Origin of the sequence: Metabacillus kandeliae, assembly GCF_021166585.1 — a bacterium.
GTDB classification, from domain to species: Bacteria; Bacillota; Bacilli; order Bacillales; family Bacillaceae; genus Metabacillus_B; species Metabacillus_B kandeliae.
The window spans coordinates 958718-982772 of the sequence record NZ_JAJOZE010000001.1; the positions used below are offsets into that span (position 1 = coordinate 958718).

A 24055-nucleotide genomic window follows, 5' to 3' on the forward strand; every position below is an offset into this window, starting at 1 on the left:
TCATCTGCCTTGGCTTTTATATTCAGCAAACAGAATCATTTGGCTTAGGATTGCTCAATCCAAAGAAAGTCCGCAGTTTTAATGCTGCAGCTGTTCCTAGCAAAGCCATAATCATCCAGACCCAGCCATGAAGACTGAAGGAAGCAATACCGCCAAAATAAGCACCAATATTGCAGCCAAAAGAAAGCCTTGCTCCATATCCCATCAACAGCCCGCCAATAATAGAAGCAAGCGCGATTTTGGGTTTGATTTTTTTTGGCTTAAACGTTCCTGCAGCAGCTGATGCAAGAAAAGCACCTAGTATAATGCCGAAATTCAGCATGCTTGTTGAATCCTTGAAGATTGAAACTTGCAAAGCCTGTGCTTTCCCGCCTGCGAAATATCCCCATTGAGAAGGGTCACCGCCAAATATCATTAAAAACTTGGAACCCCATAGAGAAAAAGCAGAAGTAATGCCCCATGGTTCTCCTCTTATTGTCAGGATAAGAGCATTCAGAACAGCCAGGACAAGCGCTGCTGAATACAGCGGCCAGGATCCCCTGACTATTCTTTTCCATCCTTCAGCTTTTGGAAGAGGTCTAAGAGCAGGCGGGTTTTTCCTTTTTGCTATTTGCACCGCTGCCCAATAGATAGCAGCAAGTAGTGCTAATTGAAGAATCAGCCCCCAGAAATATCCGAATCCTGTTGACTCGGCAAGTGAAATAGGGGGCAATGACGGGGTATCATTCTGCCAAAAAGATAAGTGGGCAGCCCCGATTGTAGCTCCTGCTATAAAACTGACAAGAGTCAAAATCATGGAAGAGGAACCGCCGCCAAGAGAATAAAGCGTCCCAGATGCGCATCCGCCCCCAAGCTGCATGCCAATCCCAAAAAGAAAAGCCCCAAAAACAACACTGATGCCAACTGGAGAGACATACCCCTTTGGATCAATCCCTGTAAAACTGAAATGACTGTTTAAGATAAGTGCGAACAGAACAGAAGCGGCTGCGAGCATGAGAAGGTGAGCTTTCAGCGCTTCCGGATTGCCGACAGCCACGAGCCTTCTGAAAGCTGAAGTAAAGCCGAAACGGGCATGAAGCAGGGTGAATCCAAGCGCCAAACCAATCAAAAACAGTACTGCCTGAATATCGCCGCCAGAAAAGAATGCTGCTGATAAAAGAATCAGGCTTAACAGCAGCCCTATGGCCAGAAGTTTTTTCTGCACAGGTGTTTTTAAAGGAAGATCTTTATTTATTCTGTTTTTGTCAGGGGTGTTCTCATTATGCAAAGCAGTATGCAACAAAACCACCTCATTCCGATTGAATTAATTGGATATAAACAGTATATCGAAAATACTTATGACAGTAAAACAATTAAACTGAGGAAATTTTTAATTATAGCTGCAACAATTTCCTGCATAGCGCTGTCTTATATATAAAGGATGAAAAAATTTAAACACCTGAGGATAGGAGGACCGCTATTCATGAAGAATATTGGATAACATTGTATATTTTACAGGAATGACCAAAAAAATAAGTCGTTTTACACGCGATTAGTTGTGAAAGCATGGTAAAATCTATGTGTGTGTATTCCAAAATCTAAAGAATGAAGAATATATTGGATATTAGATCCTTGCGTTTCACTTCTATTAAAAACAATAATCATTTATATAATCTATTAGCCGAATAGCCGGGTACACAATAAATAAGCAGTATGGGAGAGAGAAGTTTGTTTAGAATCAGTTTATTACTGTCATTATTCTTATTGGCAGCTGGGTGCAGCACAAACGGCAGCAAGCCGGAAGAAAAAGAAAGTGCTCCAAAAGACATGTCTGAGGCCTCTATCAGTTTAAGCCACAAGGATTATTCGCTTAAAGTTCAGCTTCTTGATGAGCGCAGCGGAAAAGTAATGGCAACCTACAATCCGAATGACAAATCACAAAATGCAAAAGAATTGGCAGCAGAACTGGCAGATAAAATTGATCAGCCAATGGTGCCTGCAAGACTCGACAGTGCCGGCAACGTAACAGGCGGAAAAAGCCGGGTAGTGCTCGATGAAAAAGAAACGGCAAAACGCCTGAATGATATTAAAGCATTTGATAAGGAAATTATTCTGCCAATCCAAGAAACCAAGCCTACTGTCGCAAATGTTCCGGCAAGTGCTATGAATAAAGTGATTGGAAGCTATAAAACTACTTTCAATGCTTCCATTACAGGCAGAACAGAAAATATTGCTATTTCCGCTAAAGAAATCAACAATGTTATTCTTGGACCTGGTGACCGTTTTTACTTTAATCTTGTGGTGGGAGACAGAACAGAAGCCAGAGGCTACCAGAAAGCACTTGAAATTGTTAATAAAGAATACAAAGAAGGCATAGGCGGCGGAGTTTGCCAGACTTCCAGCACTTTGTACAATGCAGTGGATAAAGCTGGTCTTGAAATGCTTGAGCTCCATCACCATTCAAAACATGTAGGCTATGTACCAGAAGGCAGAGATGCCACAGTTGCTTATGGTTTTAAAGATTTCAAGTTTATGAACAATAAAGATTATCCTGTTAAGTTGAAGGCTGCAGTAGACAAAAAGGCTGGATGGATTGAAATACAGGTGCTCGCTGCTCAAACACCTGCTGTAAAAAGCTAGGTTTAAGCACGCCGAATAAAAGACAATTTGCCTTCCAGGTAAATTGTTTTTTATTTGCTTTTCAAATGGTAAATTCTCCTATATACTAAAACTAATGCCATTAGTTTATGGGGAGTGAAAAGATGAAAACGATGAAAGCGCCAAATCTTTATCAGCTGACATTTTTGCCGGGGATTTTCCCAGTTAATTGCTATCTTGTTGAAGATGAAAAGGAATTAATCCTAATTGATGCTGCATTGCCTTATAGTGTAAAAGGAATTTTATCTGCGGCGCAAAAAATCGGAAAACCGATTTCCAAAATTGTCCTCACCCATCCGCATGAAGATCATGCGGGGGCCCTTGATGCAGTAAAGAAAGAGCTTCAGCATGCCCCGGTGTACCTTTCAGGACGAGATGCAAAATGGATAGGTGGAACCAAAGAGCTTGAGGAAGGGGAACCATCTTCTCCAATAAAGGGGAGAGCTCCTAAAAATTTAAAAACGAAGCCAGATATTTTGATAAAAGATGGGGACAGGATCGGACCTCTTCTCGCTGTTTCCACTCCAGGGCACACTCCTGGCCATATGTCTTTTCTCGATACGCGGACAGGAATGCTGATTGCGGGAGATGCCATGCAGACAAGAGGCGGAGTTGCAGTGGCAGGCAAGCCGCAGCCGCTGTTTCCCTTCCCTTCATGGGGAACATGGCATTTGGAAAAGGCTATTGAAAGTGCAGAAAAACTGGCCAGCCTTAAGCCTGAAGGGCTCGCTCCGGGACATGGGGCCATTCTGAATCATCCCTTCGGCAAAATGAAAACAGCCATTGCTGAAGCAAGGGAATATGCAGCTAAACAAAAGAGAAAAGGCAAGAGCTGATGTCTCCAAGAGCCGGTTTAGATAAAGGGAGGATTTTACAGGAAGCAGCTATTATGGCTGATCAGGGTGGATATGACACGGTAACGTTGGCGGCAGTGGCTAAATCCCTATCTGTGCAGCCGCCTTCTTTATATAACCATATCAGCGGACTCCCGGAACTGAGGAAAATGCTTGCCATAAAAGGGCTGGAAGAACTTTATCACTGTATGGCTAACCATACTGATAACTCAGTGAACGAAATAGCCCAATCTTATTTAGCATTTGCGCTGAATCATCCCGGTCTGTATGAAGCAAGCCTCAAAGCCCCGGATCCTTTTAATGAAGAAGTTCAGGAAGCAGGAAACAAAATTCTAAACCTTATCATTAAGCTGCTTAACGGCAGGGGTCTGGAAGGTGATAATGTTTACCATGCTGTACGCGGCTTTAGAAGCCTTCTGCATGGGTTTGTTATGCTTGAAATGGTAAAGGGCTTCAACATGAATCTCAAACTTCCAGAAAGTCTTGACTTTGCGGTAACAGCCTACATTGCAGGTTTGGAGGCAAAGGCGGATGAAGAACCGTGATCTTCCGTCCTCTGAATTTGATGCTTGCATTTTTGCTTGAGCTTTTCCTTCTGGCCGTTTTCTTCTATTGGGGATTAACGCTAAATGTCGAAATCCTTTTCAAAATCATTGCTGCTGTTCTTGCTCCTGCAGCAGCTGCCTTTCTTTGGGGAAGATATGCAGCTCCTCGGTCTCCTAGGAGGTTAAGGGGATATCATCTGATTCTTTTTAAAACAAGTCTTTTTTTATTAGCTGCTTGCGTCCTCTATTTTAAAGCAGGAGAAACGGCAGCAGCTGCCTTCATGGTTATTTTTGCAGTCAATACCATGATCCTGGCAAAAGCAGAAAAAGGGGGAGCATAGCTCCCCCTTTACTATTTATACATTTCTCACATCCATGATTGTTTCTGCACCGAAATCTGGACTGTGAAGAACACGCAGCAGTTTTTCTGCTGTTTCTTCAGGTGAGGCAAGCTCCCGGTTTTTTTTATAATTCACAAATTTTTCATGGAGGCTGAATTCTTCTTTAGAGGAAGAACGGATTTCCTGCTGCATTTCCGTATCAATAATCCCAGGGGCGATAGAGACAAGTTTTATTCCTGTTTGTTTTTCTTCCTGCTCCATAACGCAGGAACGGGTAAAGTGATCAAGGCCTGCCTTCCCTGCACAGTAGCTGCTCCAGCCTGAATACGTTTTTCTTCCTGCGCCTGAAGAAATATTCATGACTCTTGCTTCAGCGTCATGTTCTGCGCAGTTGCGGAGAAAAGATGAGGTAAGCTGCATTGGAGCGATTAAATTCAGCATGATGCTTTTTTCAATATCTTCCTCGCTGATTTTATCTGCTGGTCCTACAGGCTGAACAGTTCCAGCATTGTTAATAAGGCAGATTAACTGTGTCTCATCTTTATGGATCAGCGAAAAAATTTTATCCATCAGGCCAGCTGATTTTCCTGAAACGCTTAAATCTGCTTCTATGTAATCCAGTTTTGCATTTTTTTCTTCTGCCAGCTGAAGCAAAGCTCTGTTTTTGGTTCGGGAAAGGCAGATAAGATGACTGTTCCCCTCAAGTAATTTCTGTGCCATAGCACTCCCAAGTCCTTTGCTTGCACCGGTAATGATGTACACGTTCAATATTTTTCCCTCCTTAGCTGAAAATTCACCTAAAAACACTTTTTGTCTATCCTAATTTTATCAAAAAGGGTAGACAGGTTAAAGAAAAGGGAATGAGATAATAAAGACATATACTGTAATGTAATTGTAATAGGAGGTGGTTCGGCATGCTTGTGGGAAAAACAGCGATTGTTACAGGAGCGACCCGTCTGCAGGGGATAGGAGCTGCTGTTTGCAGAGAAATGGCTGCCTCTGGCGCCAACATTTTATTTACTTACTGGACGGAACATGATAAAAAAATGCCATGGAAGATGGGGAGCAATGAGCCGGAACTGTTAATGGAGGAGCTGCGGAAATGGGGAACAGGGATTCATTCCATAGAGGCTGACTTGAGCAGGCCAGAATCTTGGAGAGGCATTATGGCGGAAGCTGAGAAGGTCTTTGGCCAGTCAGATATATTGGTGAACAATGCGGCATATTCTTCTCATACTGATTTTCTTACATTAACAGCCGAGGAACTTGACCGGCATTATGCTGTCAACGTGAAGGGCTTGACAATGCTGAGTCTCGAATTTGCCAGGGCTTTCAGCAAAGGCAGCGGCGGCCGAATTATCAGCATGACTTCAGGCCAGTCGCTCGGCCCGATGCCTGGAGAAATCGCCTATGCGGCAACAAAAGGGGCTATAGAGGCGCTGACTCTGACACTCTCAGCCGAGCTTGCCGCTAAAGGCATCACAGTAAATGCCATTAATCCCGGCCCGACAGATTCAGGAACGATGACTGAACATTTAAAGGAAAAGCTTGTGAAAAAATTTCCTTTTCACCGGATTGGCACCCCTGAGGATGCTGCAAGGCTCGCCTGTTTTCTTGCAGGTGATGAAGCAGGCTGGATTACAGGGCAGGTCATTCACTCGGAAGGCGGTTTCAGAAGATAATAAGAAAAGCGGAAGCGCCTTCCCGACAAGCATAAGACGTTCAGCCGGAGAAAGGTGGTTTTTCCTTTCTTTGGCTGAACGGGTTATGACCTCGAGGGGCTAGGCGCTCGAGCTGGATCCATCAGCTTCTGACAATCTGTCATGCAAGTAAATTTATCACTTCTGATCATAAGAAAAAGTCCTCATCGCTGAGGACTTTTTCTTATTCGCTGACGTTTCCTTCTGCAGGAATTGGCTGATGGCTGAATATATTGGCGAGGTGCACCAGGTTATAGGCCATTTCCCGGCTTGTGCTTCTAGTAAATTCATTGCTCCAGCCCTCTGCTTCAATAAAGCTTGGACCTGGGCCTGCATCACCAACCCAATAGGTGAGGGCTGATGGAGGAATTGTAAACCCTGCCTGGTTCAATTCAAACTGAATATCTCTTCCGGCGTGCTTGCCTCCATCTTCATTTCCTGTGACGATTACACCGGCCACCTTGTTATAGCCGATCATCTGGCCTTTATCATTTGTAGCTCCTGACCCATATAATCTTTCGCCGACGATATGAGCAAGAGTCCCTCTTATGCCTTGCCAAATGGGTGTTCCAATTAAAAAAATGTCCGCTTCCTGAATTTTATTCAGCAGGACCGGCCATGCATCCGAATCATCAACCTTATCCATTATTCCAAGGGGGATGCGGTAATCAGCTACCCGTACATTTTCGAATTCCAAATCCGGCTTTTTTTCTCTCATTATTTCCGCCACTTTATGATAAAGGGCTTCCGTATTGGATGTTTCCTCTCCGCCTTTTAAAGAGCAGTTAAAAAATAAAACCTTCATTATTGGCCTCCTTGATTTTACAAGATGGTATTTGTTCATTGTCTACCACAAGGGGAATAGGCTGAAACGCTTATATTTTCTAGAATTAGGGTTTAAGACGGCCAAAAGAGGAAAAAAGGTAATATCAGAATAAGAGAGGCGGCAATAAAATGAGAGCATTAACATACCAGGGTAAAGAAAAGGTTGAAGTGATTAACGTTGAGGATCCAAAAGTTCAAAAAGGGGACGATATGATCGTCCGCATAACAGCAAGCGGGATTTGCGGATCAGATTTGCATCTTTATAAAAAAGCCATTCCTTTGGAAGAAGATTATGTAATTGGGCATGAACCGATGGGCATTGTTGAAGAAGTGGGACCTGAGGTGAAAAATGTTAAAAAAGGCGATAGAGTTGTTATTCCATTCAACATTGGCTGCGGAACATGTTTCTTCTGTGAAAACCAGATGGAAAGCCAATGCGACAATTCCAACCCGCATTCTGACAGCGGCGGATTGTTTGGTTTTTCTAAGCAATTCGGAAACTATCCTGGCGGGCAGGCAGAGTATTTAAGAGTTCCTTATGCTGATTTCACTTCCTTTGTTGTCCCTGAGAGCAGTGAATTAAAGGATGAAAGTGTTCTATTCCTGTCAGATGTTGTGCCGACAGCCTATTGGAGTGTTGAGCATAGCGGTGTAAAAGAGGGCGATACTGTCCTTATTTTAGGCTCAGGCCCTATTGGCCTGATGGCTCAAAAATTTGCCTGGATGAAAGGGGCAAACCGTGTTATTGCTGTTGATAATGTAGCACACCGGTTAGAGCATGCGAAGGCAACCAACCGGGTTGAAACATACAATTTTGATGACTATGATGAAATCGGACAAATGCTGAATGAAACGACAAAAGGCGGAGCAGATGTCGTAATTGACTGTGTAGGAATGGACGGCGTTGTACCAATGAAGGAAAAAATTAAAAATGCTGTCGGCAGCCAAAAAGGCAGCATCATGCCGATCATCACCGCTTCAGAAGCAGTCCGGAAGTTCGGCACGGTTCAGCTGACAGGTGTTTATGGCGCACCTGCAGACGGCTTCCCGCTTGGTGACTTTTTCTCAAGAAACGTTTCTCTAAAAATGGGTCAGGCCCCTGTTATTCACCTAATGCCAAAGCTGTATAAAATGATTGAGAACGGAGAATTTGATCCGACAGATATCATTACACATACGATGAACCTTGAAGATGCTCCAAAAGCATATGATATTTTCGATAAAAAATCCGATGGAAACATTAAATGCATTTTGAAGCCATAAAAGATCGTTTTACTTTTAAAAGCCTGCCGCGAGCAGGCTTTTTTCATGCTGAAAAAGAAATTTTATGAATAGAAAAGTCCGCTTTAGTGTTTATTCCAATCCTAGAAAATATGGTAAACTATTTGAACCTGGAGACGAAAAGAAGCAGAAATAAAGGTGATCAAATATGAAACTCATTCTTGCAGAAAAACCTTCTGTGGCAAAAAATATTGCAGAAGCACTGAAAATTAAAGGCAGGCAGGATGGTTACTTAGAAGGCGAAGGGTATATCATCACTTGGGCTTTCGGCCATCTGCTGCAGCTTTATGATGCGAAGGATTACGACCAAAAGATGGCAAAATGGAAGATGGAAAACTTCCCTTTTCTGCCTGATTCTTTTCAATACAAAGTTAAAAGCAGTCCCAGTAACCGGGAAAAATCAGACCCCGGGGCTGTAAAGCAGCTTAAAATCATTCAATCTCTTATAAAAAGAAAAGATGTAGACGCTATTATATCTGCCTGCGATTATGACCGAGAAGGGCAGCTCATCGGCGACAGCATTATTTATCATCAAAAATCAGGCAAAAAAGTGTACAGGCTGCTCCTGAATGAATGGACAGCTGAAGAAGTGCTGAAAGGGCTTCAAAATTTAAAGCCCAATGAAACAATGAGGCCTTTATTGAATGCAGGGCTTTCAAGGCAATGGACGGATTGGGCGCTTGGAATAAACTTAACTTCTGCAGCAACGCTCAAATTTCAGAAAGGCTCAGGCAAAGCTCTGAATATTGGACGGGTATTAATGCCGACTCTAAAGATCATTTATGACAGAGACCTGGAAATAGAAAATTTCAAGCCTGAAAAGTACTATAAGCTTGCTGCACTTTTTAAAACAAATAAAAATGAACAATATGAAGGCGCCTACACCCTGAAGGGGCAAGATAAGCATAAAGAAAAGGATTCCCTTGATTTGCTTGCAAAAATGCTTGCTGAAAAGACTGGGGTCATTACAGAAAAAAAGGTGGAATTGAAACAGGAATATCCTCCGTTTTTATTCAATCTCTCCAGTCTACAAGGATACATCACGAATAAACACAAAGGCTGGACTTCTGATAAAGTATTAAAAATTGCCCAGTCACTCTATGAAAAAAAACTGATTACTTATCCAAGAACGGCAAGCATAGCCCTGGAAGAGAGCTTGAAGGAGAAAACGGCAAAAGTATTGGCGATTGTGAAAGAAGATTACCCTTTTTCTGAAGAAATTCAATTTTCCGCTTCAAAACGAATTTTTAATAACAAAAAAGTGGAGAGCCACAGTGCGATCATCCCAACCTATATAAAGCCGAAAAAGCTTTCAGCAGATGAAGAAAAGGTGTACCTGGCTATTAAAAACCGCTTTGTTACGCAGTTTATGCCAGTGGCTAAGCATGAAGAAACAAAGCTTGAAACGACAGTTGCGCATGAAGGGGAGAAGCATCTTTTTCATTCAAAAGGCCGCGTCCAAATAACTGAGGGCTGGAGAAAAGCAGAAAGTATTCAAACAAAAGACTCGCTGCTTCCAAAAGTAGAACTCAATGAACAGGTGACAGCAGAATCACTTGATGTAAAAGAGCAGGAAACAAAGCCGCCAAAGCCTCACTCGGAAATGACTTTGCTAAAGGTCATGGAAACATGCGGGAGAGCGGCGAAAAACGAGGAAGAGCTTGTCGGAAGCATTTTAGCAGGCTATAGCATCGGTACACCTGCAACCAGGGCAGACACGATTAAAAAATTAAAAGAGATCGGCTACATTTACTCTGAAAGTAAATCCCTCCGCTGCACAGAGCTTGGAAAAAAGCTGGTAGAAACACTGCCCGTAAAAGAGCTCTTTGACCTTGAGTTTACTGGCAGACTTGAGAAATACCTCTTTGATATTCAAAAAAACAAGATGGCTAAAGAACAATTTCTGGCACAGATATATCAGTTTACAAAAGAGTCTGTTGAAAAGATAAAAGGCTTTGAAAATGTGATTCTCAGTGAAGGCTCAAAACTGCAAAAGAAAAAAGAAGTGCTCGGCAGCTGTCCTCTTTGCGGAAAACAAATTGTAGAAGGATTAAAAGGGTACGGCTGCAGCGGCTGGAAGCAAGGCTGCAAATTTGTTATTTGGAAGAATGATAAATTCCTAGCCTCCATGCAGAAAAAAGTAACGAAAACAATGGTAAAGACGCTTCTTAAAAACAAGTCGGTTACCGTAAAGGGACTTAAAAGCAAAAAAGGGAATTCGTTTGATGCCGTATTGAAATATGAGAAAAACAGTGACAATGACTATTTCAGCTGGAAAATGGAGTTTTTAAAATAGGCTAACAGGTGCAGCGGGACAGGTGAGACCTAAGCAGGCTCAGCACCTGCCCCGCATGAGTAATACTCCAACAGCCGTATTTCAAAGAGCCTAAAGGCTGTGAGATTATCCTGAAGAAAATGAACTGCACTAATTTTGTTTTTCCGGAATAGCAAAAAGAGGCAGAGCGCCTCTTTTTATTTTTATATAAGTGTTCCATATATAGAACATCATTCATTAATAAAGGTGAGGAAGAGCAGGAATGTTTGACATACACTACGTCGGCAATTAGAATTGACATACTATACGTCTTGAAGGGAAGGTAGAACAATGGCTCATCCCTATTTAACTGTTCTTGATTATGTTATAAAGGCCAAAGGAACCTCTTTTTCTGCGGTGGGGAAAGAACTGAATATTACCCCGCAGCAATTTTCTGACTGGGTAAAAAAGCGGCGTCCAATTCCCGCGAAACGCCTTTCTTCCCTAAGTGAGTTTCTCGGCATTCAGGCAGACATGCTGACAGATGAAGGTCAATACGCAAAAGAGCTGAATCCTGCGCTTGAAATCGATATAAGAATGCAATTAATCCATCAGACGGGTGATGAGAAGTCCGAAACACAGCTTGCTCAGCTGCAGGAAGAGAAGAGCCGATTGGAGATCGTAGAAAGGGTTAAAAGACTGCTCGGCCGCAAAGATTCAAAATCTGCCGATATGCTTTCTGCTGTTTTAACAGAGCTTGAAAAATGGTAAAGCATTTAATTACCAGGTACTAACACTAAACAAACTTTCTGCAATTATTACCAGGTACTAATACCAAACAAACTTTAAACTTTTATAGAAAGGGTGAACTGCTTTGTCTCAGGATTATTTTATAGATCCGCCAAAAGAGGATATTAAAGAACAATGGCAATACTATTTCGATATAATGGACATTCCAGAGGGAGCGGTTGTTTTAGATGCAGGCTGCAATACAGGAGAAGCGGATGTTTATTTAGCCAGGCTTAGACCTGACCTCCGGATAATCGCCATTGACAGCAGCGCTGAAACAATAAAGCAGGCCAATCAGCGCTGGAACAATGAAGGGGTGGAATTTCAAAGAGCTGATGCTGAAAATCTCCCATATGAAGATGGTTTTTTTGATGCCGTTTTCTGTGTGGAGGTATTAGAATGGGTGGAAAATCCTTTAACTGCAATCAAAGAAATTAAACGGGTGCTGAAAACGGGAAGTAAGGCATTTATTAATCATTCTGATTACGAAACGCAAATTTTTTCTTCAGAAAATACGCAGTTAAACCGGAAAATCACACAGTTTTTTTCAGATGACGGACCCAATGGAATTATTGGAAGAGAGCTGTATGGTTTATGCAGGGAAGCAGGTTTTCAGGAAGTCATTCCTTTTGTCTATCCTATGGTGAATCTGCAGTTCACTGAATATACGTATTCCTATGGAATGGCAGATATGATGGCAGGCATGCTTGAAGAGAAAGGGAAGATCACAAAAAAAGAAGGAGAGGAATGGAAAAAGGGCCTGGTGGAAGCTCATAAAAAAGGCCGATATTTTTACAGCATTAACCGCTATATTTGCCATTGCATGAAGTAGATCACGCTGATTACCAACAGGTAAAACAGGGTATAGAACATCATATATATTTTATGTAAACAAGGCGGTGATTGCTTGCTTGAAAAAAGACACCCGATCCCAGTTGCTGAAGCTATAGCAAGAATAATGAAGTTAAAGGGACAGGGAAAAACGGAAAAAATACATATTGATAAGGCGTATGGAAGAGTGCTTGGGGAAGATTTAACTGCAAAGCACGATGTGCCGCCTTTTGACCGTTCTCCTTACGATGGCTTTGCCATAAGAGCAGAGGATACCTCTGGCGCTTCAAGCAGCCAGCCTGTCTCTTTAAAAGTAATAGAAGAAATAGGAGCAGGAAGCGTTGCATCAAAAGTACCCGGTGAAAATGAAGCCATCCGGATCATGACAGGCGCTGCCCTTCCTAAAGGATGCGATGCAGTTGTCATGCTTGAGCTTGTTCAGGAAAAAGAAGAGAATGGCCAGCCATACATAACGGTAAAACGATCTTTTCAGCCAGGTACAAATCTTTCCTATAAAGGAGAAGATGCGAAAGAAGGCACTGTTTTAGCTAAAAAAGGGGAAAGAATTAATCCTGGCGTTCATGCCCTCCTAGCTACCTTCGGTTATGAATACTTGCAGGCTGCTGTGCCTCCTAAAGTTGGTATTTTTGCAACAGGCACAGAATTACTTGAACCCGGTGATGCTCTAGAGCCTGGGAAAATCCGCAACAGCAACGCCCATATGCTTTTCGCCCAGGTGCAGCGGGCGGGAGGAGAGCCTGTGCTTCTCGGCAAGCTCCCGGATCATCTGGAAACGTGCTATAAAGCAGTTAAAGAGGCTTCACAGCAGTTTGACCTTCTCATTACAACAGGAGGAGTTTCTGTTGGAGACTTTGATTATATGCCGGAAGTTTACGAAAAGCTTGGAGCAGAGGTCCTTTTCAATAAAGTGGCGATGAGGCCGGGAAGTGTTACGACCGCCGCCCATAAAGATAACATCGTGTTTTACGGCCTGTCCGGCAACCCATCTGCCTGTTTTACAGGATTTGAGCTTTTTGTACGGCCTGTTATACAAACAAGGCTTTTCTCTGAAAAGCCGCATTTAAAAAAAATACAAGGCAGGCTGTCGGAGGATTTTGCAAAACCGAATCCCTTCACCCGCTTTATCAGAAGTAAAATGAGCTTTGAAAAAGATGCTGTTACTGTTGCGCCAAGCGGGTTTAACAAATCAAGTGCTGTCAGTTCACTTGCAGCTTCTGATTGTTTTATTATGCTGCCGGGCGGAACAAGGGGCTTCCAGAGGGGCGATCTGGTTGATGTGCTGCTCCATGAAAGCAGCGAAGGGAGCCAGTGGCATTGGAACTAGGGGGCAGGATACTCCAGATTGTCGGCTATCAAAACAGCGGAAAAACTGAGCTGGTCTGCAGCCTGCTTGCGGCCGGCAGCAGCCAGAATGTTAAAATGGCTTCTATTAAGCATCACGGCCACGGCGGTGAACCTGATCTTCACCAAATGAAAGACAGTGAACGCCATTTAAAATCCGGTGCATTTCTGGCAGCTGTTGAAGGGGAGGGGCTAATGCAGCTTGCGATGAAAAAGCATGAAATTAGGCTTGATGAAATCGTAGCGCTTTACAAATCCCTTGGCGCAGATGTTATCCTGATTGAAGGATACAAAAGAGAAAAATACCCGAAGCTTGTCCTTATTAGAAATGAAGAAGATTTGGTCCTTCTTGAGGAACTTCAAAATATTGCGGCTATAGCTGCCCCATTTTACTCTGAGGATTTCACAAGCCTTGACTGCCCTTATTTCCATATAAAAGATCATCAAAAAATATGCAGCTGGTTTCAGCAGAATTGGCTGTTTACATGTTAACGGAGGCGGGCTGCTTATGATAAAAGTATTGTTTTTCGCTGGAATAAAAGAACAGGCTGGACGGGATGTATACATGCTGGACAGTTCAGAAATGACCGTTTCTGAGCTCCTGGCTGAGTTAGAAAAGACATTCAGCCTGCAATTGCCGGAATCGCTCATGGTAGCGGTTGATGAAGAGTACGCAGAGCACGATGAAGTCATTAAAGCCGGCTCTACCGCCGCATTGATTCCTCCAGTAAGCGGAGGATGATCTGGATACTTCCACGTTTGGAGAGAATGAAATGATTACTGATAGATGGGACAGACCATTAAAAGATATTCGTATATCTGTAATCGATCAATGCAATTTCAGGTGTACTTATTGCATGCCAGCTGAAATTTTTGGACCGGATTTCCGGTTTTTAGATAAAGAAGAGCTCCTGACATTCGAAGAAATAACTAAGCTTGCCCGCTTTTTTGCCGGTCATGGTGTAGAAAAAATCAGGCTGACAGGCGGTGAGCCCCTTCTTAGGAAAGACCTCGACGAACTGATCAGACAGCTCAACGATATTGCGGGAATCAAAGATATCGCTCTTACGACCAATGCCATGCTGCTGCCGAAATATGCCGGCAAATTAAAAGAAGCAGGGCTTAAGCGGGTGAATGTCAGCCTTGACGCCATCGAAGATGAAGCATTTAAAAAAATTAACGGCAGGCAGGTTGCAGTAAAACCGGTGCTGAAAGGAATTGCTGCAGCCAAAAAGGCAGGACTGCAAGTAAAGATCAATATGGTAGTGAAAAAAGGAATGAATGAAGATCAAATACTGCCGATGGCAGAATTTTTTAAACAGGAGCATATTCCTCTCCGGTTTATCGAGTTTATGGATGTTGGCGCAACAAATGGATGGAAAATGGATGAAGTTATTACCATGAAAGAGATCATCGAACAGATCGGGGAGCATTTTCCGCTTGAACCGGCAGATGCCGCTTATTATGGGGAAGTCGCCAAAAGATACCGCTATAAGGATTCCGCTGATGAAATCGGTATTATCTCTTCCATCACTCAATCTTTCTGCTCGTCCTGTACAAGAGCAAGAATATCAGCAGAAGGAAAGTTTTACACATGCCTTTTTGCTGAACAAGGGTACGATCTGAAGGATTTAATGCGTTCAGGAGCAAGCGACGAGAAGATTAAAAGTGAAATTAAAAACATCTGGCTGCAGAGAAGCGACAGATATTCAGATGAGCGGACAGAGGAAACGGTGCGCGGAAAAAAACGGATCGAAATGTCCTATATTGGCGGATGAAGAAATGAAGAATTCAATTAAAGTCAAGACAGCGGGAGTCGTTCTGGCTGGAGGGCTTTCCAGAAGGTTCGGGGAGCCGAAAGCTTTTGCGATTTATAATGGCAAGAGGTTCCTGGACTATTCATTGAATGCCCTAAAGGATGCGGCAGAATCTCTTGCAGTCGTATGCCGAAAAGAGCATAAACAAGAAATAGCAGCCACTTGTTCTGCAAATATAATAGAAGATTTAGAAGCTGTAAAAGGACAAGGGCCGCTTGCAGGCATCTATTCTGCCATGTCAGCAGTACCGGCTGATTGGTATATTATTCTTCCATGTGATGCACCGCTTGTGCCAAAATCAGCCGTGCAATACTTAAAAACGGCAGCGGAAAAAGAAATGGACGCTAAAGCAATCGTTCCTGTCAATGAAGAGGGCATCCAGCCTTTAATTGCTGTCTATCATGCTGATGCCAAAGCTTTGATTCTGGATCTCTTAGTTAGCGGGAAACAGAGCATGAAAGCTTTCTTAGATGAAATTCCAGTAAGATATATAGAGGGCGATCTTTTTAATAAAGAATATTTGGCGAATATTAATGACCAGGAAGCCTTAAGCAGGCTGACTGAAAATGACATATAAAAAAGACGCCTGGCATGCCAGGCGTCTCTCGCGTATTGAGGCGAAAAACCAAACTCCACATAGTTTGTTCCAATTAAGGGCGTTTTTCGACTTACACAACTCAGCTCATCGCTAAACTATCTTAACATGCTCACATAGCAAAAACAAGCTATTTTTTTTAGCACATTTGGAAGGATCTCGTCAGTTTCAGTTTTTTTTCAGAAGGGAAGTAGTAAAGGAGTAACTCAATTGGAGGAATAAAATGCTTACAAAAAATCGCTCTCTATTAACAAAAGAAGATATGACAGATCCAAACGCTGTGCCGGATTGGGTTATCCGAGAGTACAAGCAATTTCATGAAACCGTTACAGACAAAACATTTCCTTGTTATTTTGGCATGAAGGCGGAAAATAAGGGTGAACTTCGCTACGCATACATAACGCATGATGACTGGTCCAACCTTCCTAAAGCTGCCGAAGAATTCCTGGAGCTTTTCAAGGAGCCGCCATACATCCGCCATGGCCTCTTTGTTTTTACAGAACCTGAACTGCAGGAGAAGGATTTGGAGCACTACCGGAAATATTTTTGGGATGTGCTTCAATACATGCATGAGCAGGATAAAAAGCCGTGGCCAGGCGGCAAGCCTAAAGATCCCGAGCATTATTTGTGGGACTACCACTTTGCTGGAGAGCCGATGTTTGTCTTCGGAAATGCACCAGCCTACAAGCAAAGAAAAACACGGGATCTTGGTCATTCGCTTGTGTTCGGATTTCAGCCTCGCATGATTTTTGAAGGCCTGGAAGGAACAGAGAAAGGCGGAATCATGTCCCGCGAGAAAGTGAGAGAAAGGGTTGAAAAGTGGGATCAGCTGCCAAAGCACCCGAATATCAGCCATTACGGCGATCCGGAGCATAACGAATGGAAGCAATTTTTTATTGGCGATGATGCAGAACCTATTCAGGGAAAATGCCCTTTTCATCATAAAGGGTAATATCACGGCAGCCTGCTTGAGCGGGCTGCTTTTCTTTTTTGCGGTAAACGGAGGTGGGTTTACATAAAATGATTATAAACATGATGCAGAGATGAATTTCTCTCTTGGCCATCTAATAGACCGAAAAAACTTCTTATTACAGTCCTATTTACGAGTTTTCTTACTGCCTTACCAGCCGGCTCTTCATTAACTGTTCAATAGATAAACGTTACTGGCGGAAATGTCAGGTTTACTGTCCAAAACAGCTGCTTTACTGTCCAAACTGTTAAAAGTGAATTTTACGCTTGCTAAACTTAATTTTGCTGCAAGCAAGCAGGGAACAGCCCTGACGAAACAGAATGGTTAAATTATCAGATTTAGAAAGGAGCAGTTAAATGATTCCGCAGCGAATTTCACTTTTAACCATCGGGACGGAAAATGTTCCAGTCCTGAGAGCTTTTTACCAGCGTCTCGGCTGGGAAGAGACAGCAATCAGCTCAGATGAATATGCCGTATTTAAAACAGCAGGCGTCCTTCTTTCTCTTTATCCTCTGAAAAAAATAGAGGAAGATGCCGGCATTCAGTTTACAGCTGCGACTGGAGGCTATAAACCGGTGACGTTAGCCATCAATGTAGAAGAGCGCGAAATGGTAGATGCTGTCATGCTGAAAATAAAACAGGCAGATGCGGAAATTTTAAAAGAACCTTATGAGGCATTTTGGGGCGGGAGAATTGCTTATTTCGCAGATCCTGAGAAAAATGTATGGGAAGTAGCTTATAACCCTGACTCTGTTTTTGATGAAAGAGGAGCCATGCTTTCTTTTTAGCAATAAAAAAACTGTCTGCAGCCAGACAGTTTTTTTATTGAGGAAATAGCTTCGAGAGCAGCTTATAAGAATTCTTTCGGTCTTCAAAGCTATAGACGTTCGTTAAAACCATAAACTCCTCAGCCTGGTAGGCATCTTTTAACTCCAGCAGCTGTTTTTTTACCGTTTCAGGAGATCCGATCACCATCCGCCTGCGATTATGGCTTATTTTCTCCCGGTCGCTTTCTGTATAGGGATAAGAGGCCGCCTCTTCATAATCCGGGATCCTGCTGTCGAGCCCTTTTTCTACCCGAAGCAGCCATAAATCCTGGCTCATTGCCAATTCTTCCGCTTTTTCTTCGGTATCTGCACAAATAATAAAGATAGCTGTTATGGGAGATGGGCTGTCATGAAATGGCGAAGATGCAAAAACTTCTTTGTATAGCCCATGTGCGCGTTCTCCTCGTTCATTTTTAATAAAATGGCCAAACACATAGCCTGCGCCCTTAGAACCAGAGAGCCTTGCACTGTTTTCTCCAAGTCCGAGCAGAAAAAGCTCCGGGAGAATGGAGGCAGAAGGTGCAGCTTTTATTCCGTAGGAAGGGTGATCGGGCGGCAGCGTATCGGTTAAAAAGAAGATTAAATCGTTCAGCTGTCTTTGAAAGTCAGTCATGCTTTTCTTATGTCCGTCTGTTAAAGCGAGTCTGACTTTTTCTGTTCCTCCCGGAGAACGGCCAAGGCCGAGATCAATTCTTCCTGGATACAGGGCTGAAAGCTGGCGGAACGTTTCTGCGACTTTATAGGGGCTGTACTGGGGAAGCAGAACACCTCCTGAACCAACGCGGATCTTTTTTGTTGCAGCTGCGGCGGCTGCAATGAGGATTTCGGGCGCTGAAGAAGCAAGTCCTCTTGTGCTGTGATGCTCTGCAAACCAGTATCGTTTATAGCCAAGGCTCTCAGCCAGCTGTATCATTTCAATCGATTCGTTCAGGCTCTGTTCCGGACTTGAGCCCTTACGGACAGGAACCTGGTCAAGAATGCTTAATTTCATCAGCATAACCTGCTTTCGTATGATTCATATCTATTAAGGATAATGGAAGCAGAGCAGTGTTCCAACTATAATGATCTCCTGCAGAAAGCCGCTTGTTTTTTGTTGGGCAAACCTTTAACTAATGTTAAAATGGAAAAAAAGACTAAATTCCTAGAAACAAAGGGAGAGAATGAACTATGGGAGTAACACTGCGCAAGGGCCAAAAAGCCGATCTGACAAAGTCTTACCCTGGACTGTCAAAGATTGCTGCCGGTTTAGGATGGGATGTCAATCAAACAGGCAGCAGCCAGTATGACCTGGATGCTTCTGTATTTCTGCTGGGCGAAAACGGAAAGGTGCAATCCGAATCCGGATTTGTCTTTTACAATAATCCAAGCGGTGCCGGCGGTTCAGTTATGTACTTGGGAGATAACCGCACAGGTGCTGGTGCCGGAGACGATGAATGCGTCACGATTGATTTGCAGCAGGTGCCGTTATCGTTTGCCAGAATTGCCTTTACTATTACGATCCATGATGCAAAAAGCAAAGGGCAAAGCTTTGGACAGGTTTCCAACGCCTATATCAGAATCTACCGTCAGGATACCAATGAAGAACTGCTGAGATACAATTTAGGGCAGGAATTTTCTGTCGAAACAGCCATTGTAGCGGCGGAATTATACCGGCATAACGGGGAATGGAAGTTTAACGCAATCGGAAGCGGGTTTCAAGGGGGGCTTGCTGCACTGTGCCGTAACTTTGGCGTAGAGGTTGATGATGAACCAGAACCTTCTCCAGCGTTCCAAGGCGGCCAGAGCATGCATCAGGCAGGAAATTACTATACCCAGCCCCAGACTCCCGCTCCGAATTATCAGCAGGCACCGCAAGGCTATCAGCCTCAAGCCTCGTATGCCCAGCCTAGTGCAGCCGCCTATCAGACTGCAGCAACTGCTTATCCGGCCCAAACAGGGCAGCAAACAGGCGCTGGACAGATGTCCTGTCCAAGATGCCGTTCCACAAACTTGAATGCGGGCAAGAAAGGCTTTGGAATCGGAAAAGCTGCTGTAGGCGGCCTGTTACTCGGACCAGTCGGACTTCTTGGAGGATTTGTCGGGGGCAATAAAGTGCAATTTACGTGCGGCCAATGCTTCCATAAATTCTCACCCGATCAAAAAGATTTTGCTGCATGGGCAAATGATCAAAAGAGAAATGCAATGGACTTATTTCAGCGGTTTAAAAATCAGGATGTTCTTGATGCAGTAGTAGCAGGATGCGCTCTAGTCAGTATGGCTGACGGAAGCATTTCCAGCGTTGAGCGGCAAAAAGTGCACGAATTTATTCATACCAGCCAGGAGCTCAGAGTGTTTGACACCCAAAAAGTGCTGGAGCGCTTCAACTTCTTTTTATCAGGAATTGAACGGGACTGGATGATAGGGCGTGCAGAAGCGCTGAAGGCCTTAGGAAGAATCCGGACAAAACCTGAGGTTGGCCGTCTTGTTGTCAGGTACAGCATTGCCGTTGGCTTTGCTGATGGCAATTTTGACCCATCCGAACAGCAGACAGTATCAGATATTTGCAGAGAGCTTGGTTTAAATCCATCTGAATTTCTTTCCTAGTATAAATCCCATCAGGAGATATCCTGGTGGGATTTTGTCTGTACTGGTTCTGCTGATCTTGAGCGGGATTTGCCTTGTTTGACCATCTTCAGCTGTGCAGTGAGGAGAAAGCTGACGATCACAAGCAAGAGCCATGAGCTGATTTTGGATGGATGAACAACTTGCCATCCCGTATGCTGATCCGGATATTGCCATGCGCCAAAAAAGGTGGCAATATTCTCGGCTATCCAAATGAAAAAGCCGATGAGGACAAAGGAAAGCGAAAGCGGCATGCTATATACTGTGCCATTAACCTTAAAGGTGACATAGCACCGGAAGAACAGCAGCAATATGGCAGCAAATAAAAACCATCGCAAATCATACATATAGTGATTAGAAAAAAAGTTGCCGTATATTAAAATCCCAAGTAATCCTGCTTTTTTTGAACCTGGCCAGTTAAGAACGTCCAAATCAAATCCTCTCCATGCCTGGCAAATATAGCTTCCAACGCTTGCATACATAAATCCGCTGTACAATGGCACATCAAATATCTTTGTCCATGCTTTTTCAGGGTATGACCAGGAGCCTATATGCACTTTATAGATCTCAAGCAAAAGACCGAGCACATGAAATAAGAGAATAACTTTTAATTCATCCTTTGTTTCCAGCTTATACTTAACCATAAGCCATTGGACGAACAGGCAAATCATCAGTATTAAATCATAGCGGTGCAATAATGGCATCGGCGGAAGATATTTCGTGACAGCAAGCGCCAAAAAAATGGCAGCAGGGAACAAGCAGGACAGCGCCTGCTGCCAGCCGAAAAGCAGGAAGTTCACACTATGCTTTTTCATCTCAGGAAGAGCTTCCGTCAGCAGAGGAAGAAGCAGCGATCGAACTTGAAACAGCGGCAATCATGGCTGCCTGCTGTGCCTGCAAAATGGCTTCAACAGCAGCGGAAAATCCAGCCTCGGCAAGCTTTTCCTTCCCGATTTGTTTGCCTGCAGCCAGCTGAACGGAAAGCAGCCGGTTCATATCCTGGTACCATTTGAAATATTTATCGCTGTTCAAAGCATCATATGTTTCTTTTACAGAAGGGACAAACTCAGTGCTGTTGTCGATCAATGCAAGAAGTCCGATGCCTGGATAAAATGCAGGTTTCGGTTTAATGCCTTGTTCTGACAGAGCTTTATGGATCCTCTCACACCTATCCAGAAGGATTTCACCCTCACTGCTTAGGGTCAGAATATGACTGAGGAACTGCAGTTCATTTCCTTTTTTGAAAGATTTGCCGCTTAGCGCGGAATAAAGGTTTTCCATACTTTCAAGAATGTCATTTATGGGCTCTTTTTGAAGAGCCATCAAAACAGCGAGAGGATAGTCGCTTTGATTTGTAAGGAAGTAGTGATTTTTTTTCATCCCTTTATACAAATGGGAAGCTTTTTCACACACCTCATCCGTGAAATCCTCCTTTAGAAGCACTGTCCCTGCAATATATGTATAAATGCCTTTCGAAAATCCTTTTTCCACAAGCAAGCCGTATACTTTCTGAAGCTTTTGAAAAGCGGAAGAAGGGTCCTCATGATGTACATCAAGAGCAGAAGCGATCGTAAAGCGGGATGCTGTTCTTAGCGGGGAAAATAAGCCGCTATCTTTTCGAATATTTTCACTTAATGAAAGAAATGAATCGAGTGAAAGCGGGCTATCATTGACGGTATACATGGATGCAATCATCATGGCTGAACGCTGATCAAGACCCTTCCACTTCACTCCGTTTTTTAAGGTTTCAAAGTGGCTTCGAAACACTTTTAGTGAGCTGGCCGTATTCAACACATCCACTCCTTAGCTTTTTTTCTTAACTATATCAAATTTCGACGCGGAAAATGAGAGAAGTTCCAGAATAAGGGCTGCAGATTGTAAGGCGGTATAGCAAAAAAGACTTGAAAATGAGCAGGATATCCTGTAATATATTATGTTGCTAAGATAATGACCTTGATCATTTATATCTTGCAAATATAAATAGACAGGTGATAAATATGTCGAATAACCCATACCGAGTTTTACTTTACTACAACTATGTAACAATTGAGGATCCTGAAGAATTTGCGAAACAGCATTTGAAGTTTTGCAAAGAGCTTGAGCTGAAAGGCCGTATCCTTGTCGCAAATGAAGGGATCAACGGAACAGTGTCAGGCACATTTGAACAAACAGAAGCCTATATGAATGAAATGAAAAATGACCCTCGTTTCGCTGATATGGTTTTCAAAATTGATGAAGCTGATCAGCATGCTTTCAAAAAAATGCATGTGCGTCCGCGCAAAGAATTGGTCACTCTCCGTCTTGAGGATGATGTAAACCCGCATGAAATCACGGGAAAATACTACAGTCCGAAAGAATTTTTTGAAGCCATGCAGCAGGAAGATACCGTTATTCTGGATGCGCGAAACGATTATGAATATGATTTAGGCCACTTTAAAGGGGCCATTAAGCCGGATATACAAGCTTTCCGGGAACTTCCCGATTGGATAAGAGAAAATAAAGAAATGCTTGAAGGAAAGAAAATTTTAACTTACTGCACCGGCGGCATCCGCTGTGAAAAGTTCTCAGGTTTTCTTGTAAAAGAAGGCTTTGAAGATGTAGCACAGCTGCACGGGGGCATTGTTACTTACGGCAAAGACCCTGAAGTCCAGGGCGAGCTATGGGATGGCCAATGCTACGTATTCGATGAGCGCATCAGTGTGCCGGTTAACCGGAAAGAGCATGTGATTGTCGGCAAAGACTATTTCACAGGAGAGCCATGCGAACGCTATACAAATTGTGCTAACCCAGTGTGCAACAAACAAATTCTTGCTTCTGAAGAAAATGAACAAAAGCACTGGAGAAGCTGCTCTGAAGAATGCCTTACGCATCCAATGAATTTGTATGTGAAAGAGCACGGACTGACTGAGGATGACATTCAGCGCAAGCTTGAAGAGTTAAAAGCTGAAAATACAATGCCGGTAATGAGCTGAACAAAAGCCTGAAGGACTGAAAATGTCCTTCAGGCTTTTTTGCATCTTATCATTTGACAGAGAGGGCCGTTTATCATATTATTATCTCGAATTAAAAATAATTTAGACAAAACTATTTTATTTCAATATTTTTGAATGAATGGTTTGAAAGAGGAGGAAAGCACGATGGCAGCTGAATTTTTCTCAGCCATTGAGAACAGAAGATCCATATATGGAATAAGCAAGGAGACAGTCGTTTCTGATGAGAGGATTCAGGAGATTATCGAGTTTGCTGTAAAGCATGCTCCCTCAGCATTTAATTCTCAAAGTGCAAGAGCAGTTGTAGTCCTTGGAGAGCAGCATGATAAGCTTTGGGATTTGACGAAAGAAACACTTCGGGCAATCGTGCCTGCTGAAAACTTTTTTCCAACAGAAGAGAAAATGGCAGGCTTTAAAAGCGGGTATGGCACAGTACTGTTTTTTGAAGATCAGCATGTTGTAAGAGAATTTCAGGAAAAATTCGCATTTTATGCGGACAATTTCCCAATTTGGTCACAGCAATCATCTGGCATGCTGCAGTTTGCCATCTGGACTGGTTTGGAAAGCGAAGGCTTTGGTGCTTCCCTTCAGCATTATAACCCGCTGATTGACGAGCAGGTTAAAGAAGAGTGGGATGTTCCTGAGAACTGGAAGCTGATCGCTCAAATGCCTTTCGGAAAACCAACAGCGCCACCAGCAGAGAAGCAATATCAATCTTTGGAAAGCCGGGTAAAAGTGTATAAGTAAGTTATAAAAGAGTAAACAGCACTTTCCATAGCAGACAGTTTTTAAAAGGCAGTATTCCCTGTTATGGGCAGTGCTGCTTTTTTAATGCC

Annotated in this window: 25 protein-coding genes; 19 read left to right on the forward strand and 6 right to left on the reverse strand. The window is 43.2% G+C overall.

The window, feature by feature from the left end:
• Positions 1–22 precede the first annotated feature (22 nt).
• A complete protein-coding gene (locus LRR81_RS04870) occupies positions 23–1267 on the reverse strand; it encodes a YeeE/YedE family protein (protein WP_231788621.1) in 1245 nt (414 codons plus the stop codon).
• 440 nt (positions 1268–1707) lie between these two features.
• On the opposite strand from LRR81_RS04870, the gene LRR81_RS04875 reads away from it, so the two are divergent.
• The 4 genes from LRR81_RS04875 (at position 1708) to LRR81_RS04890 (ending at position 4377) form a co-directional block, all read left to right on the forward strand.
• Complete coding sequence (locus LRR81_RS04875) at positions 1708–2619, forward strand: VanW family protein (RefSeq protein ID WP_231788156.1); 912 nt, start codon at positions 1708–1710, stop codon at positions 2617–2619.
• A 122-nt stretch (positions 2620–2741) separates the two neighbouring features.
• Positions 2742–3473, forward strand: a complete 732-nt coding sequence (locus LRR81_RS04880) for an MBL fold metallo-hydrolase (protein ID WP_231788157.1) — start codon at positions 2742–2744, stop codon at positions 3471–3473.
• Positions 3474–3526: 53 nt separating this feature from the next.
• Positions 3527–4036, forward strand: a complete 510-nt coding sequence (locus tag LRR81_RS04885) for a TetR-like C-terminal domain-containing protein (RefSeq protein ID WP_231788158.1) — start codon at positions 3527–3529, stop codon at positions 4034–4036.
• Positions 4033–4377: a YrdB family protein gene (locus LRR81_RS04890; protein WP_231788159.1), complete on the forward strand. Its 345-nt coding sequence runs from the start codon at positions 4033–4035 to the stop codon at positions 4375–4377. The genes LRR81_RS04885 and LRR81_RS04890 overlap by 4 nt, the downstream gene beginning before the upstream one ends.
• 15 nt (positions 4378–4392) lie before the next feature.
• Here LRR81_RS04890 and LRR81_RS04895 read toward each other — a convergent pair whose 3' ends face one another.
• On the reverse strand, positions 4393–5139 hold the full coding sequence (locus tag LRR81_RS04895; RefSeq protein ID WP_231788622.1) for a (S)-benzoin forming benzil reductase: 747 nt from the start codon (positions 5137–5139) through the stop codon (positions 4393–4395).
• A 152-nt stretch (positions 5140–5291) separates the two neighbouring features.
• Here LRR81_RS04895 and LRR81_RS04900 point away from each other — a divergent pair, with 152 nt between their 5' ends.
• On the forward strand, positions 5292–6059 hold the full coding sequence (locus LRR81_RS04900) for an SDR family oxidoreductase (protein WP_231788160.1): 768 nt from the start codon (positions 5292–5294) through the stop codon (positions 6057–6059).
• 202 nt (positions 6060–6261) lie between these two features.
• On the opposite strand, the gene LRR81_RS04905 is transcribed toward LRR81_RS04900, so the two are convergent.
• The gene (locus LRR81_RS04905; RefSeq protein ID WP_231788161.1) at positions 6262–6882 is read right to left on the reverse strand and encodes a flavodoxin family protein; all 621 of its coding nucleotides are present in this window, start codon (positions 6880–6882) and stop codon (positions 6262–6264) included.
• A gap of 149 nt (positions 6883–7031) precedes the next feature.
• Between LRR81_RS04905 and LRR81_RS04910 the strand changes: the two genes are divergently transcribed.
• From LRR81_RS04910 to LRR81_RS04960, 11 genes are all read left to right on the forward strand, one after another.
• On the forward strand, positions 7032–8165 hold the full coding sequence (locus LRR81_RS04910; RefSeq protein ID WP_231788162.1) for a zinc-dependent alcohol dehydrogenase: 1134 nt from the start codon (positions 7032–7034) through the stop codon (positions 8163–8165).
• A 166-nt stretch (positions 8166–8331) separates the two neighbouring features.
• Positions 8332–10479: a type IA DNA topoisomerase gene (locus tag LRR81_RS04915; protein WP_231788163.1), complete on the forward strand. Its 2148-nt coding sequence runs from the start codon at positions 8332–8334 to the stop codon at positions 10477–10479.
• Between the two features lie 309 nt (positions 10480–10788).
• Entirely contained in the window at positions 10789–11208 is a 420-nt protein-coding gene (locus tag LRR81_RS04920) for a helix-turn-helix domain-containing protein (protein ID WP_231788164.1), read from the forward strand.
• 103 nt (positions 11209–11311) lie between these two features.
• Positions 11312–12058: a methyltransferase domain-containing protein gene (locus LRR81_RS04925; RefSeq protein ID WP_231788165.1), complete on the forward strand. Its 747-nt coding sequence runs from the start codon at positions 11312–11314 to the stop codon at positions 12056–12058.
• Positions 12059–12133: 75 nt separating this feature from the next.
• On the forward strand, positions 12134–13402 hold the full coding sequence (locus LRR81_RS04930; protein WP_231788166.1) for a molybdopterin molybdotransferase MoeA: 1269 nt from the start codon (positions 12134–12136) through the stop codon (positions 13400–13402).
• A complete protein-coding gene (gene mobB / locus LRR81_RS04935) occupies positions 13387–13911 on the forward strand; it encodes a molybdopterin-guanine dinucleotide biosynthesis protein B (RefSeq protein WP_231788167.1) in 525 nt (174 codons plus the stop codon). Before LRR81_RS04930 ends, mobB begins: the two co-directional genes overlap by 16 nt.
• A gap of 16 nt (positions 13912–13927) precedes the next feature.
• Entirely contained in the window at positions 13928–14161 is a 234-nt protein-coding gene (gene moaD, locus LRR81_RS04940; protein ID WP_231788168.1) for a molybdopterin converting factor subunit 1, read from the forward strand.
• A 31-nt stretch (positions 14162–14192) separates the two neighbouring features.
• Positions 14193–15197 carry a GTP 3',8-cyclase MoaA gene (gene moaA / locus LRR81_RS04945; RefSeq protein WP_231788169.1) on the forward strand — a complete coding sequence of 335 codons (1005 nt, stop codon included), beginning with the start codon at positions 14193–14195 and terminating at the stop codon, positions 15195–15197.
• 4 nt (positions 15198–15201) lie between these two features.
• Positions 15202–15813 carry a molybdenum cofactor guanylyltransferase gene (locus LRR81_RS04950; RefSeq protein WP_231788170.1) on the forward strand — a complete coding sequence of 204 codons (612 nt, stop codon included), beginning with the start codon at positions 15202–15204 and terminating at the stop codon, positions 15811–15813.
• 241 nt (positions 15814–16054) lie between these two features.
• Positions 16055–16783, forward strand: a complete 729-nt coding sequence (locus tag LRR81_RS04955) for a YqcI/YcgG family protein (RefSeq protein ID WP_231788171.1) — start codon at positions 16055–16057, stop codon at positions 16781–16783.
• A gap of 374 nt (positions 16784–17157) precedes the next feature.
• The gene (locus LRR81_RS04960; RefSeq protein WP_231788172.1) at positions 17158–17589 is read left to right on the forward strand and encodes a VOC family protein; all 432 of its coding nucleotides are present in this window, start codon (positions 17158–17160) and stop codon (positions 17587–17589) included.
• 34 nt (positions 17590–17623) lie between these two features.
• Here LRR81_RS04960 and LRR81_RS04965 read toward each other — a convergent pair whose 3' ends face one another.
• On the reverse strand, positions 17624–18622 hold the full coding sequence (locus LRR81_RS04965) for an LLM class flavin-dependent oxidoreductase (RefSeq protein WP_231788623.1): 999 nt from the start codon (positions 18620–18622) through the stop codon (positions 17624–17626).
• 173 nt (positions 18623–18795) lie between these two features.
• Here LRR81_RS04965 and LRR81_RS21180 point away from each other — a divergent pair, with 173 nt between their 5' ends.
• Entirely contained in the window at positions 18796–20211 is a 1416-nt protein-coding gene (locus LRR81_RS21180; RefSeq protein ID WP_269448487.1) for a TerD family protein, read from the forward strand.
• 11 nt (positions 20212–20222) lie between these two features.
• On the opposite strand, the gene LRR81_RS04980 is transcribed toward LRR81_RS21180, so the two are convergent.
• Together LRR81_RS04980 and LRR81_RS04985 are read right to left on the reverse strand one after the other, a co-directional pair.
• A complete protein-coding gene (locus LRR81_RS04980) occupies positions 20223–21044 on the reverse strand; it encodes a DUF817 domain-containing protein (RefSeq protein ID WP_231788625.1) in 822 nt (273 codons plus the stop codon).
• A 1-nt stretch (position 21045) separates the two neighbouring features.
• Positions 21046–22020: a DUF4003 family protein gene (locus LRR81_RS04985; RefSeq protein WP_231788173.1), complete on the reverse strand. Its 975-nt coding sequence runs from the start codon at positions 22018–22020 to the stop codon at positions 21046–21048.
• Positions 22021–22226: 206 nt separating this feature from the next.
• On the opposite strand from LRR81_RS04985, the gene trhO reads away from it, so the two are divergent.
• Both trhO and LRR81_RS04995 read left to right on the forward strand, forming a co-directional pair.
• Positions 22227–23201, forward strand: a complete 975-nt coding sequence (gene trhO, locus LRR81_RS04990; protein WP_231788174.1) for an oxygen-dependent tRNA uridine(34) hydroxylase TrhO — start codon at positions 22227–22229, stop codon at positions 23199–23201.
• A 165-nt stretch (positions 23202–23366) separates the two neighbouring features.
• A complete protein-coding gene (locus tag LRR81_RS04995) occupies positions 23367–23966 on the forward strand; it encodes a nitroreductase family protein (RefSeq protein WP_231788175.1) in 600 nt (199 codons plus the stop codon).
• Positions 23967–24055: the final 89 nt, after the last annotated feature.